At 69.8% G+C, this 13113-nt stretch carries 14 protein-coding genes; 4 read left to right on the top strand and 10 right to left on the bottom strand.

Annotation, left to right across the window (positions count from 1 at the left end):
* Nucleotide 1 precedes the first annotated feature (1 nt).
* Both ACFQU4_RS16640 and ACFQU4_RS16635 read left to right on the top strand, forming a co-directional pair.
* Nucleotides 2-151, top strand: a complete 150-nt coding sequence (locus tag ACFQU4_RS16640) for a hypothetical protein (protein ID WP_377493801.1) — start codon at nt 2-4, stop codon at nt 149-151.
* Nucleotides 152-352: 201 nt separating this feature from the next.
* Entirely contained in the window at nt 353-1279 is a 927-nt protein-coding gene (locus ACFQU4_RS16635; protein ID WP_377493799.1) for an aldo/keto reductase family oxidoreductase, read from the top strand.
* Between the two features lie 6 nt (nt 1280-1285).
* Here the strand turns inward: ACFQU4_RS16635 and ACFQU4_RS16630 are convergent, their stop codons facing one another.
* The 10 genes from ACFQU4_RS16630 to ACFQU4_RS16585 all read right to left on the bottom strand — a co-directional run bounded on the left by ACFQU4_RS16630 (nt 1286) and on the right by ACFQU4_RS16585 (nt 11833).
* Nucleotides 1286-1699 (bottom strand): HIT family protein, encoded by a 414-nt coding sequence (locus ACFQU4_RS16630; RefSeq protein ID WP_377493797.1) that lies wholly within the window; start codon nt 1697-1699, stop codon nt 1286-1288.
* Between the two features lie 22 nt (nt 1700-1721).
* Nucleotides 1722-2432, bottom strand: a complete 711-nt coding sequence (locus ACFQU4_RS16625) for a DUF4118 domain-containing protein (RefSeq protein ID WP_377494254.1) — start codon at nt 2430-2432, stop codon at nt 1722-1724.
* A 64-nt stretch (nt 2433-2496) separates the two neighbouring features.
* Entirely contained in the window at nt 2497-3228 is a 732-nt protein-coding gene (locus tag ACFQU4_RS16620) for a DUF4386 domain-containing protein (protein ID WP_377493795.1), read from the bottom strand.
* A 65-nt stretch (nt 3229-3293) separates the two neighbouring features.
* Nucleotides 3294-3974 carry a response regulator gene (locus ACFQU4_RS16615; RefSeq protein WP_377493793.1) on the bottom strand — a complete coding sequence of 227 codons (681 nt, stop codon included), beginning with the start codon at nt 3972-3974 and terminating at the stop codon, nt 3294-3296.
* On the bottom strand, nt 3971-6493 hold the full coding sequence (locus tag ACFQU4_RS16610) for a DUF4118 domain-containing protein (protein WP_377493791.1): 2523 nt from the start codon (nt 6491-6493) through the stop codon (nt 3971-3973). The genes ACFQU4_RS16615 and ACFQU4_RS16610 overlap by 4 nt, the downstream gene beginning before the upstream one ends.
* A gap of 4 nt (nt 6494-6497) precedes the next feature.
* On the bottom strand, nt 6498-7076 hold the full coding sequence (gene kdpC / locus ACFQU4_RS16605) for a potassium-transporting ATPase subunit KdpC (RefSeq protein WP_377493789.1): 579 nt from the start codon (nt 7074-7076) through the stop codon (nt 6498-6500).
* A 5-nt stretch (nt 7077-7081) separates the two neighbouring features.
* Nucleotides 7082-9097 (bottom strand): potassium-transporting ATPase subunit KdpB, encoded by a 2016-nt coding sequence (gene kdpB / locus ACFQU4_RS16600; protein WP_377494251.1) that lies wholly within the window; start codon nt 9095-9097, stop codon nt 7082-7084.
* A 68-nt stretch (nt 9098-9165) separates the two neighbouring features.
* The gene (kdpA, locus tag ACFQU4_RS16595) at nt 9166-10827 is read right to left on the bottom strand and encodes a potassium-transporting ATPase subunit KdpA (protein WP_377493787.1); all 1662 of its coding nucleotides are present in this window, start codon (nt 10825-10827) and stop codon (nt 9166-9168) included.
* Entirely contained in the window at nt 10827-10916 is a 90-nt protein-coding gene (locus ACFQU4_RS16590) for a potassium-transporting ATPase subunit F (RefSeq protein ID WP_377493785.1), read from the bottom strand. Before ACFQU4_RS16590 ends, kdpA begins: the two co-directional genes overlap by 1 nt.
* Before the next feature lie 98 nt (nt 10917-11014).
* Nucleotides 11015-11833: an oxidoreductase gene (locus ACFQU4_RS16585; protein ID WP_377493783.1), complete on the bottom strand. Its 819-nt coding sequence runs from the start codon at nt 11831-11833 to the stop codon at nt 11015-11017.
* Between the two features lie 76 nt (nt 11834-11909).
* Between ACFQU4_RS16585 and ACFQU4_RS16580 the strand changes: the two genes are divergently transcribed.
* Together ACFQU4_RS16580 and ACFQU4_RS16575 are read left to right on the top strand one after the other, a co-directional pair.
* Nucleotides 11910-12485 carry a TetR/AcrR family transcriptional regulator gene (locus ACFQU4_RS16580; protein ID WP_377493781.1) on the top strand — a complete coding sequence of 192 codons (576 nt, stop codon included), beginning with the start codon at nt 11910-11912 and terminating at the stop codon, nt 12483-12485.
* Nucleotides 12486-12533: 48 nt separating this feature from the next.
* A complete protein-coding gene (locus ACFQU4_RS16575) occupies nt 12534-13067 on the top strand; it encodes a Dps family protein (RefSeq protein ID WP_377493779.1) in 534 nt (177 codons plus the stop codon).
* Nucleotides 13068-13113 lie beyond the last annotated feature (46 nt).

Below are 13113 nucleotides of genomic sequence, written 5' to 3'. Positions count from 1 at the left end.
CATGCCGAACCAACCGAAGACGCCGGACCGGATCGTGCGCGTCGACGACGAGCTATGGCGAGCCGCCCAGGCAGCCGCCCACAATCAGGGCGAAACTGTCTCCGACGTGATCCGGCGGTCGCTGCGGGAGTACGTGGAGAAGCAGCGGTAACGAGATCATCACGGATAGCCCTGGGTAGCGCTCTGTGCGAGTGGCACAGAATTGCATTTCGGCGCACCCCAGGGGCCGATTTCGCCTTCCTCGGGCCACCAAAGTGCAATTCTGTGCCACTCGCCGTCGGCACCGGGCCGGCCGTTCCGTTCCGTAGGCCACGCGGGCCCCGTTCCGGCCGCGATCGTGGATGATGGGGACGTGAAGCTTCTCGAATCCCCGCTGTCCGAGCTCCGAGTCTCCAATGTCGTCCTCGGCCTGATGCGGATCAACAACCTCGATGATGATCAGATCCGCGACCTGGTCGCCGCCGCCCGGGACGAGGGCATCAACGTTCTTGATCATGCCGACATCTACGGTGGCGATCACGGCTGCGAGCGCCGGTTCGGTGACGCGGTCCGGCCGACCGGCGCCGATCGCGAGTCCATGATCATCCAGTCCAAGGTCGGCATCCGGCAGGGCTATTTCGACTTCTCGGCCGAGCACATCGCCGAGTCGGTCGACGAGTCACTGCGCGCACTCCGGACCGACTACCTCGACATCCTGCTGCTGCACCGGCCGGACACCCTGGTCGAGCCGGAGGAGGTCGCGGCCGCGTTCGACAAGCTGCACGAAGCCGGCAAGGTGCGCCACTTCGGCGTCTCCAACCACACGCCCGGCCAGATCGAGCTGCTCAAGCGTTCGGTACGGCAGCCGCTGGCGTACAACCAAGTCCAGTTGAGCATCACCCACGCTCCCCTGTTCGCCGCCGGCATCGCGGCCAACATGGCGGGACTCGATCAGTCGATCGACCGGGACAACGGGCTGCTCGACTACTGCCGGCTGAACGACATCACCCTGCAGGCGTGGTCGCCGTTCCAGAAGGGTTTCTTCGACGGCGTCTTCCTCGGCGACCGGGAGAACTACCCGGAGCTGAACGACGCGATCGACGAACTCGCCGAGAAGTACGGGGTCACGCCGACCGGCATCGCCGTCGCCTGGATCACCCGGCACCCGGCCGGCATCCAGGTCGTCCTCGGCACCACGAAGCCGGATCGGGTGCGCGAGTCCGCCGCCGGCTCCGAGGTGCCGCTGACCCGGCAGGAGTGGTACCGCCTGTTCACCGCGGCCGGCTACCGCGTCCCCTGATCACGCTCAGGGGCGCAGCGCGTCCCTGATCCGCTCGGCGTAGGCGTCCTGCTCACCGTCGGCGTACTTGGTTCGCGGCCAGAAGAAGCCGCGCAGGCCGTCGCCCTTGCTGCGCGGTACGACGTGCAGATGCAGGTGCGGTACGGACTGGCTGATCACGTTGTTCATCGCGACGAAGCTGCCCTGGGCCCCGAGCGCCGTGCCCAGGGCAGCGGCGATCTCCCGGCCGAGGTCGAGCAGCGGCTGCATCAGGTCCGGCGGAAGGTCGAGCAACGTGTCCACGTGATCGACCGGGATGATCAGCACGTGCCCCTTGAAGACCGGCCGATGATCAAGGAACGCGACCAGCCGGTCGGTCCGGGCCACCTCCGCCGCCGGCAGTTCGCCGCGCGCGATCTGGCAGAAGATGTCGTCGCTCATGGCGGCGATCCTACTGAGCCGGTCAGCGGGTCGAGGTGATCAGCCCGGCGGCCGCCTGCTCGGCCAGCGTGACCGCGACCAGGCGCTGTTCCAGGGACGGCCGGCGGATCCGGGTGGCGGCGGTGATCAGGAACCGGCCGTGCCCGACTCCAGCGTGCTGGACCGGGAGTTCGATGACGTCGTCGGTGGGCAGCCCGGACCGGTCCACGTCGACGGTCCGGTCGCCGTCGGTCAGCGTGCCGTCCGGCCGGAGCCGGTACCGCAGCGCCCGCGCGCCGTCGTCGTACCGGCAGCCGTCGACGTCAAGCACGGTCGTCACCTGGTCCGCGATCCGCTCCACCAGTTCACCGGTCGGAGTGCCGCCGGCGGCGACGATCCGGGCCGCCGAGGCCACGCCGGACAGGTAGCCCTCCCGGCGACTGGCCCGGCCCTGCTGCCGCCGGCCCCACAGCGAGAGCTCGGTCACCGCGAGCCCGACCAAGATCAACAGGACGGCGGTCTCGACGTCGTTCCGGTCGTTGATCGTGAAGGTCAGGTACGGCTCGGTGAGGAAGAAGTCGAACCAGGCGGTGGCCGACAACGCTGCCACGATCCCGGCCAGCCGGCGGCCGGTCGCCGCCACCCCGACCACGACGAGCACCAGCACAAGGGCGGCGTTGGCGTTGTCCACCACGTCGCGGGCCAGGCCGAGCAGCCAACCGACCAGGGCCGGTCCGAGCAGCGCGAGCGTCATGATCACGGGCCCGCGGGAAGTCCAGGTTCGCACGACACCAATCCACGCCCGGAACGCCCGCCGGTCAAGCTTCTTGACGTGATCTTGACTCCGGATTGATGCTCTCGTCCGCGAGACGCGTCCGGTCCAGCAGCGGTACGGGGTTGAAGCCCTTCACGACCAGCCACACGCCCAGCGCCAACTCCCAGAGCGCCACCGGCAGCGCGGCCAGGCCGGACAGCGCCGACACCTGACCCCAGAGACCGAACATCGTCGCGCCGGCCGACGCCACCAGCAGCGGCGCCCCGACGAACCCGATGATCGGCAAGACTCTCGGCACCAGACCCGACCGGAACAGCAGCGAGCCGAGCAGCAGCGCGTTCGCCGCCGGCAGCAGTCCCTGGCCGAGCAGGAAGGTCCACTGGTTCAGGGCGATCAAGGCCTGCGCGGTGATCAAGGCGTCCGCACCCGCCCCGGACTGGCGCAGCGACACCACCGCGAACAGGGTGCCGACGCCGGCGAAGATCGTCGCCGCCTCCAGCGTGCGTACGGCCACGAAGCCCAGCGCGATGCCCTCGTGCTGCCGCTTCACGACCGGGTACAAGATCACGGCGGTGCCGATGCAGGCCAGGGCGACGACGAGTTCCAGGATCCCGGCCAGGAAGACCTGGGCGTCCGGCCCGGATCCCAGCACATAGCGGGGATCCCGGACGCCCGCGTACAGGGCGAGGGTGGGGATCGAACAGAAGGTGATCAAGTACAGCACGCCGGCCGTCAGCGAAATTCTCCGGTACGGCCGCAGAGTTGAAGTCTTCATGAACGCCCCCGATCCCACCGCACCGTAGCCCCGGCCCGATCACCCCTGATAGGGCCGTTGGTCCCTCAGGGTACGAAGCGGTAGCCGACACCGGGCTCGGTCCGGAAGTGCCGCGGATGACTCGGATCGTCCTCCAGCTTGCGCCGCAACTGGGCGAAGTAGACGCGCAGGTAGTTGGTCTCGCGGTGGTAGGCCGGACCCCAGACCTCCTGCAACAGTTCGGCCTGCCGGACCAGCCGGCCCGGCCGCCGGGCCAGCGCGGCGACCAGCCGCCACTCGGTCGGCGTCAGGTGCACCTCGGCGCCGTCCCGGGTGGCGATCTGCTCGGCAAGATCAAGACTGAGCGTGTCGGTGGTGATCACCGACTGGTCGCCGGCCAGTTGATCAGGGCCGCGGCGCAGCGCCGCCCGGATCCGGGCCAGCAACTCCTCCATCCCGAACGGCTTCGTGACGAAGTCGTCCGCGCCGAGATCGAGGGCCTCCACCTTGTCGTCCGACTCGTGCCGCGCCGACAGGACCACCACCGGAACCGCGCTGAAATCCCGCACCCGCGCCAGCACCGACACCCCGTCCAGGTCCGGCAGGCCGAGATCGAGCAGCACCAGGTCGGGCATCCGCTCGTTGATCACCTGCAGGGCCGACCGGCCGTCGCCGACCGTCTCCACCTCGTAGTCGCGGGCGCGCAGGTTGATCCGAAGGGTACGCAAGATCGCGGGATCGTCGTCCACCGCCAGGATGAAGGTCACTCCTCCCCCCGCTCCGCCGCGGGCAGGTCGATCACCAGGGTCAGCCCGCCGCCCGGAGTGTCCTCGGCGGAGAGCTCGCCCTGCATCACCTCGGTCAGTCCGCGGGCCACGGCGAGCCCCAGCCCGACGCCGTCACCGCGCGGCACGTCACCGAGCCGCTGGAACGGCGCGAACAGCTTCTCCTTGCCCTCGCCCGGAACCCCGGGACCATGATCAACAATCCGCAACGACACCCACTCCCGCCCCGACTCGTCCTGGAACGGCGCGGCCGTGACGTCGATGGACGCCTCGGCCGGCGTGTAACGCAAGGCATTCTCCACGATGTTGGCCAGCACCCGGTCCAACAGCCCGGCGTCCGCCTCCGCCAGCGGCAGGTCGTCGCCGATCTTGACCGCGATCCGCTGCGCCTCCGGCAGCGACCGGGTCACCTGGTCCACTGCCGCGCCGAGATCGATCTCGGCCAGCAGCGGCTTGACCGTACCCATCTGCAGCCGGCTCATGTCGAGCAGGTTCCCGACCAGCGCGTCCAGCCGGTCCGCCGACTCCTCGATCGTCGCCAGCAGTTCGGCCTCGTCCTCGGGCGACCACTCGATGGTGCCGCGCAGGCTGCTGATCGACGCCTTGATCGCGGCCAGCGGGCTGCGCAGGTCGTGCGACACCGCGGCCAGCAGCGCGGTCCGGGTCCGGTTGCCCTCGGCCAGCCGGGCCCGCTGCCGGGAGCCCTCGGCGGCCCGCTGCCGTTCCCGGATCACGCCGAAGTGCGCGGCGTAGGCGGTCAGCAGGGTCCGGTCCGACGCGTCCAGCGGCCGGCCCGCCATGGCCAGGTCGACCTCGTCGTCGATCCGTACCGAGACGTCGGCCTGATCCAGCGACTCCGGGCCCTGGCCGCACTGGGCCGCGACCTGTTCGACCCCGCCGTCCCGCCGGATCAGCGACGCGCCGGTCATCCCGAACACCTCGCTGGCCTGCCGCAGCAGTTGATCTTGGTCCTCCCCGATGTGCATCAGCCGGTGGGACAGGACGGCGAGCGCGTTCGCCTCGGACCGGGCCCTGGTGGCCTCCTCGGTCCGCCGGCCGGCCAGGTCGACCACCGAGGCGACCGCGATCCCGGTGATCAAGAACATCAACAGGGCGAACGCGTTCTCCGGATCCGCGATGGTCACGGTCAGGGTCGGCGGTACGAAGAACACGTTCAGGCACATCCCGCTGACCAGCGCGCCGACGACGGCCGGCCACAGTCCGCCGACCAGGGCGGTGGCGACGACCAGCGCCATCATCAGCATCGCCTCGGTGGGAAGGCCGTGCAGCCACGTCGTCGCGTACAGCACCGCGGTCATGATCGCGGAACCGACGGTGGCCATCAGATAGCCGGCGACGACCCGGCGCCGATCAAGGTTGGTCCGGCGCCGGCGGAGCAGCGAGCGGGCCCGGGCGTAGTCGTGGGTGACGACGTGGATGTCGATGTCACCCGACTCCGCGATCACCACCTCCCCGATGCCGGGTCGCAGCGCGGTGGCCAGCCGGCTGCGGCGGCTGGCACCGACCAGGATCTGGCTCGCGTTGACGCCGCGGGCGAACTCCAGCAACCCTTCGGCCGTGTCGGTGGCGACCACAGCGTGGAAGCTGCCGGACAGCTCGGTCGCCTTCTGCCGCAGGCGTTCCAGCTGTTCGGCCGACACGCCCTTGAGGCCGTCGCTGCGGCTGACGTACACGGCGAGCCACTCGGCGCCGGCGGTCCGGGACGCGATCCGGGCCGCCCGCCGCATCAGCGCCGCCGACTCCTTGCCGCCGGACACCGCGACGACGATCCGCTCCCGGGTGGTCCAGGTCGTGGCGATGCCGTGCGCCTCGCGGTACCGCTCCAGGCCCTCGTCCACCCGGTCGGCCAGCCAGAGCAGCGCCAGCTCGCGCAACGCGGCCAGGTTGCCCTCGCGGAAGTAGCGCGACAGCGCGGTGTCGATCTTGGTCGCCGGATAGATGTTGCCGTGCGCCATCCGGCGGCGCAGCGCCTGCGGGCTCATGTCGACCAGCTCGACCGCGTCGGCCGCGCGGACCACCGCGTCCGGCACGGTCTCCTGCTGCCGGACCCCGGTGATCGACTCCACCACGTCGTTCAGCGACTCCAGGTGCTGCACGTTGAGCGTGGTGATCACGTCGATGCCGTGGTCGAGCAGCACCTCGACGTCCTGCCAGCGCTTCTCGTGCGCCGACGGGTCGTCCGGGTCGCGCACGTTGGTGTGCGCCAGCTCGTCGATCAGGGCGACCTGGGGCGCCCGGCGCAGCACCGCTGCAAGATCGAACTCGGACGCCTCCAGGCCGCGATAGCGCAGGTGCCGACGCGGGACCACCTCCAGGTCGCCGAGCTGGGCCTCGGTCCGCTCCCGGCCGTGGGTCTCGACCAGGCCCACCACCACGTCGGTACCGCGGTCGCGGCGCCGGCGGCCCTCGTTGAGCATGGCGAAGGTCTTGCCGACGCCCGGCGCCGCGCCGAGGTACACCCGGAGCTTCCCGCGATCCATGGGCCTAGTCTGCTCCCAGCGCCTGGTTCAGGGTGACCACGTTGACCCGCGGTTCGCCGAGAAAGCCCAGCATCCGCCCCTCGGTGTGCTCCGCGACCAGGCCTTCCACGTCGGCCACCGGCAGGTTCCGGGCCGTCGCGACCCGGCTCACCTGGATCGCCGCGTACGCCGGGGAGATGTATGGCTCCAGGCCCGATCCGCTGGCCGTGACCGCGTCCGGCGGCACCGCGGACTCGGGCACGCCGTTGGCCTTGGCCACCGCGGCCCGCCGCTCCTGGATCGCCGCCACCAGATCGGTGTCGTTCGGACCGGCGTTCGAACCGCCGCTGGCCTGTGCGTCGTAGTCACCGGCCGACGGGCGCGGCTGGAACCACTGGTCGCCCTCGAAGGTCTGGCCGATCAGGGCGGACCCGACCACCTGGCCGTTCACCGTCACCGGCGAGCCTGCGGCCCGGTTCGGCATCGTGAAGCCGAGCAGCCAGACCGCCACCGGGTAGGCGATGCCGAGGATCACGGTCAGCACCACGATGGTGCGCAGACCGGTCAGCAGCTGCCGGACGAAGTTGGGGAAATGTGCATCCATGATCTTCAGCCGATTCCTGGGATGAGAGAGACGAGCAGGTCGATGATCTTGATCCCGAGGAACGGCACGATGATGCCGCCGAGACCGTAGATCAACAGGTTGCGGCGCAGCGTCGCCGACGCGGTCGACGGCCGCGCCTTCACGCCGCGCAGGGCCAGCGGGATCAGCGCCACGATGATCAGGGCGTTGAAGATCACCGCGGACAGGATCGCCGAGGACGGCGACGAGAGCTGCATGATGTTCAGCGCCTGCAGCCCCGGGTAGGCGACCGCGAACATCGCGGGGATGATCGCGAAGTACTTCGCGATGTCGTTGGCGATCGAGAACGTGGTCAGCGCGCCGCGGGTGATCAACAACTGCTTGCCGATCTCCACGATGGAGATCAACTTCGTCGGGTCGGAGTCCAGGTCGACCATGTTGCCGGCCTCCTTCGCCGCCGCGGTGCCACTGTTCATGGCGACCCCGACGTCGGCCGCGGCCAGGGCCGGGGCGTCGTTCGTCCCGTCGCCGGTCATCGCGACCATCCGACCGCCGGCCTGCTCCGACTTGATCAAGGCCATCTTGTCCTCGGGCGTCGCCTCGGCCAGGTAGTCGTCCACCCCGGCCTCGTCGGCGATCGCCTTCGCGGTGCGCGGGTTGTCGCCGGTGATCATCACCGTCCGGATGCCCATCGCCCGGAGCTGGTCGAACCGCTCCCGCATGCCGGGCTTGACGATGTCCTTGAGGTAGACCACACCGAGGATCCGGGCCCGGTCGCCGATCTTGGTCGCCACCACCAGCGGCGTGCCGCCGGCCGAGGAGATCTCGTCGACAATCTCGGCCAGTCCGGGCGCGTCGGTCCCGGCCCAGGCCAGGATCGCCGAACCGGCGCCCTTGCGGATCTGTTCCCCGCCGTCTGGACCGGCCAGGTCGATCCCCGACATCCTGGTCTGGGCGGTGAACTCGACGAACGTCGCACCGTTCGGCAGGTCGTCGTCGCGGGACCCCTGACGCAGAGCCAACTCGACGATCGAGCGGCCCTCCGGCGTCTGGTCGGCCAGACTGGACCAGCGGGCCGCGTCACGCAGCTCCGCGTCGCCGACCCCGGCCAGCGGCCGGAACTCGGCCGCCTGCCGGTTGCCGTACGTGATCGTGCCGGTCTTGTCGAGCAGCAGGGTGCTGACGTCGCCCGCGGCCTCGACGGCCCGGCCCGACATCGCGAGCACGTTCGCCTGCACCAGCCGGTCCATCCCGGCGATGCCGATCGCGCTGAGCAGCGCGCCGATCGTGGTCGGGATCAGGCAGACCAGCAACGCCACCAGCACGGCCACCTGTTGCGGTGCGCCGGCGTACGTCGCCATCGGCTGCAGTGTCGCCACCGCCAGCACGAAGATGATCGTCAGGCTGGACAGCAGGATCGACAGCGAGATCTCGTTCGGCGTCTTGCGCCGGGTCGCACCCTCGACCAGCGCGATCATCTTGTCCAGAAAGGATTCCCCGGGCGCGGCGGTGATCTTGACCACGATCTCGTCGGACAGCACGGTGGTGCCGCCGGTCACCGCGGACCGGTCGCCGCCGGCCTCCCGGATCACCGGGGCGGACTCGCCGGTGATCGCCGACTCGTCCACGCTCGCGACACCCTCGACCACGTCGCCGTCGCCGGGAATGACCTGCCCGGCCACGACCCGGACCCGGTCGCCGATCTTGAGCTGGGTGCTCCGTACCTCGGTCACGGTGCCGTCGGCATCCAGCCGGTGCGCGACGGTATCGCTCCGGGTCGCACGCAGCGTGTCGGCCTGGGCCTTGCCGCGACTCTCCGCCACGGCCTCGGCCAGGTTGCCGAAGATCACCGTCAGCCAGAGCCAGATCGCGATGCCGGCGTTGAACAGGCTCGGCTGCACGATCGCCAGGATCGTGGTCAGGATCGAGCCCAGCCAGACGATGAACATCACCGGGGACCGGAACAGGTGCCGCGGGTCCATCTTGCGCAGCGCGTCCGGGAAGGCTTCCGCCAGTTGCCGGCCGAGGCTCGCGTGCACCACCTGCCGGCGTTTCTGCGGCGCCGGAGCCGGGGTTTCCAGGTCCGGCACCGCCTTCAGGGATGTCTTGTTCACAGCAGTGCCTCCGCGATGGGTCCGAGCGCGAGCGTCGGGAAGAAGGTGAGGCCGGTGATCAACAGCACTTCGCCGATCAGCAGGCCGATGAAGAGAGGGGTGTGGGTGGGCAGCGTCCCGGACGTCTTCGGTACGGTTCCGGCCCGGGCCACCGACCCGGCCAGCGCCAGCACCAGCACGATCGGCACGAACCGGCCGATCAGCATCGCCAGCCCGAGCGTGACCTGGAAGAACGTCGAGGTCACCGTGATGCCGGCGAACGCGCTGCCGTTGTTGTTACCGGCCGACGCGTAGGCGTACACCACCTCGGAGAAGCCGTGGATGCCGGAGTTCGCCATCGCGTCCGGGGTGCTCGGCAGCGACATCGCCACCGCCGTGCCGACCAGTACGCAGACCGGCATGATCAACACGAACAGGGCGACGTAGGTCATCTCCCGGGCGCCGATCTTCTTGCCCAGGAACTCCGGCGTCCGGCCGACCATCAGGCCGGCGATGAAGGTGGCCAGCACGGCCATCACCAGCATGCTGTACGCGCCACTGCCGACCCCGCCCGGCGACACCTCGCCGAGCAGCATGTTGAGCATCACCACGCCGCCGCCGGGGGCCGTGAAGGAGTCGTGCATCGAGTTGACCGCGCCGGTCGAGGTGCCGGTGGTGCTGGCGGCGAACAGGGCGCTGGCCCAGGTGCCGAAGCGGACCTCCTTGCCCTCCATCGCGGCTCCGGCCAGCTGCGGCGCGGCACCGATCCGGGACACCTCGGACCAGACGGTCAGAACGACCGAGGTCAGCCACAGGATGGCCATCGCGGCCAGGATCGCCAGGCCCTGCTTCTGGTTCCGCAGCATGGTGCCGAGGGTGCGCGGCAGGCTGAACGGGATGACCAGCAGCAGGAAGATCTCGAACAGATTGCTGAGCCCGTTCGGGTTCTCGAACGGATGCGACGAGTTGGCGTTGAAGAACCCGCCGCCGTTGGTGCCGAGTTCCTTGATCACCTCCTGGCTGGCCACCGGCCCGCCGGGCAGAGTCTGCTGACCGCCGGCGATCGTGGTGATCGTCTGGTCCGGCGCGAAGTTCTGCACCACGCCGGTGGCGATCAAGATCACCGCACCGACCACGGAGATCGGCAGCAGCAGCCGGAAGCAGATCCGGATCAGGTCGACCCAGAAGTTGCCGAGGATGTCGGACCGGACCGCGAGGAAGCCGCGGACCACGGCCGCGAAGACGGCGATGCCGGTCGCGGCGGAGACGAAGTTCTGCACCGCGAGCCCGGCCATCTGGGCGGTGTAGCCGAGGGTGGACTCCCCCGCGTACGACTGCCAGTTGGTGTTCGAGACGAACGAAGCCGCTGTGTTGAACGCCATGTCCCACGGCATTCCCGGCAGCTCGCGGCTGAACGGCAGCGCGCCCTGCCCGACCAGGATCAGGAACAGCACGACCAGGCCGGCCAGCGAGAAGCCCAGGACCGCCAGCAGGTAGCTTGCGGTGCTCTGCTGGTTGTCCGGGTTCACCCCGAGCAGCCGGTAGGTGGCCCGCTCGGCCCGGTTGTGCCGGGTCGGCGTGAGCACCGCGGCCAGGTAATCACCGAGCGGTACGTGGACCAGCGCGAGCAGGCCGATCAGCGCGACGATCGTCAAGACCCCCGAAAGTTCCGCCGTCATCAGAAGCGCTCCGGCAGGACCAGGGTGACGATCAGGTAGATGATCAGGCCGGCGACCAGAACGATCAAGCCGGCGGATTCAAGACTCATGATCACGATTCAACGCGCGCCCGGCCGGGACCGGTCACCCGTTGACGGCGTCCTCATCGATCTTGACGCCGTCTTAACTCCGGCTGGTCAGAGAAGGTTCAACGCGCCACCGGCAGCCGGTTGATCTTGCGGATCTGATGATCGAAGGTCGCTGCCGGGATGTACCGGCGCAGCAGCGAGACCTGTCGGGCCGAGGGACCGGCCGGGTTCCGCAGCCGCGGGCGGTTGCTGGTCGCCGCGGCGACGATGGCGGCGGCGACCAGGGCCGGGGCATCGCCGTTCGCCACTCCGTCGGCCGCGAGGCCGCGCGCCGCGACCCGGCGATCCTCGTACAGGGCCAGGGGTCGGTCCGGTTCCACGGCGTTGGCCTCGAAGGCCGTCCGGGTGTAGAACGGCTCGACCAGCAGGACCCGGACCCCGTGCTCCCGGACCTCGTGGTCGAGCGACTCGCTGTAGCCCTCGAGCGCATGCTTCGTCGCCGCGTACAACGCCATGAACGGGGCCGGCATCAGGCCGAGCACGGACGAGACGTTGATCACCCGCCCGGAGCCCTGCCGGCGCAGGTGCGGCAGCACGGCGTTGATCATCCGCATCGTGCCGAAGACGTTGACGTCGAAGATGTGCTGGGCCTGCTCGATCGAACTCTCCTCCGCCGCCCCGGCCGAGCCGATGCCGGCGTTGTTGACGAGGACGTCGATCCGGCCGTGGTCGGCGATGACGCCTTCGACGACTCGAGCCACGGACTCGTCGCTGGCGACATCGAGGTCGACCATGGTGACCCCCTCGACCGGGGTCGCTCGCGCGGCGTTGCGGCTCGTGCCGACGACCAGGAAGCCCTTCTCGGCGAGGGCCGCGGCGGTGGCCGCGCCGATCCCCGCGGCGGCTCCGGTGACGATGGCGACCGGTTGAACACTCATGATGGGCTCCTGGATCCGATTAGATTATGATCGTAATATAAAGTTAGCACGGCTTGGCGGAAGGGACGGCAGCGCGATGGCTCGGTATGACAGGGAACACAAGCAGCAGACTCGGCAACGCATCGTCGAGGCCGCCGGCCGGCGACTGAAGGCGGACGGCATCGACGGCTCGGGCGTCTCGACCCTGATGGCCGACGCCGGGCTGACCAACGGCGCCTTCTACGCCCACTTCGCCTCCAAGGAGGACCTCGTCGGCGAGGCTGTGACGGCCGAGTTGCGGCGCCAGACGGAGGACGTCCTGGGGAACGTCAACAATCGGGAGGAGCTGGAGCAGTTCGTCCGGAACTACCTCTCCCCCGAGCATCGGGACCATCGCGCCGACGGCTGCCCCTCGGCCGCCCTGCTCGACGAGCTGGGCCGCTGCGGCGACGCGACCCGACAGGCCTACACGGCGGCCGTCGTGGAGCTGCTCGGCCGGCTCGCGGCCGTGCTCGGCGAGGTCGGTCCCGAGACCCGGGTCCGCGTGTCCAGCGCGTACGCGCTGATGATCGGGACGATCCAGCTGTCCCGTTCGCTGACCGACACCGAACTCGCGGACGCCGTCCTCGAGGAGGGCGTCCGCAACGTCCTCGGCATCCTCGAGCTCCGTTAACCGGGCGCCACCGTGGGTACCTGACGGGCGTCAGCGAAAGGAGTTCCGATGAGTGACACCCTGCCCGGACCCCGTACCGTCGCCCACGCCGCCAGCCCGAGCTTTCGGGCGTCCCGGCCGCTGGCGGACCACCTGCAGCAGCTGCACGTGGACCTGATCGACCTGCACCTGCAGGGCAAGCAGGCGCACTGGAACGTCGTCGGCAAGAACTTCCGCGACCTGCACCTGCAGCTCGACGAGGTGGTCGCCGCGGCGCGTGACTTCTCCGACGACCTGGCCGAGCGGATGCGGGCGATCTACGTGACGCCGGACGGCCGCGCCGCGACGGTGGCCGACCGGTCCAGCCTCGGCGAGTTCCCCGCCGACGAGGTGGACACGGCCGAGACGGTCGACCTGATCACGACCGCGCTCTACGCGGTCGCCGCGACGGCCCGCCGGATCCACGACGCGGTCGACGCCGAGGACCCGACCACCGCGGATCTGCTGCACTCCATCCTGGAGCGGATCGAGCAGCTGGCCTGGATGACCGACGCCGAGAACCGGATCGCCAACCGCAGCATCCCGCGCCCGATCAACGAGTAGCCGGCACCCGGCTTGCCGCCCGTCCCGGCCGGACCGGGTCCTGCCA

The organism is Microlunatus sp. GCM10028923, from assembly GCF_042666975.1.
GTDB lineage: Bacteria > Actinomycetota > Actinomycetes > Propionibacteriales > Propionibacteriaceae > Microlunatus.
Note: the sequence above shows the minus strand (reverse complement) of the source record. Positions and strands in the feature narration are given on the sequence as shown.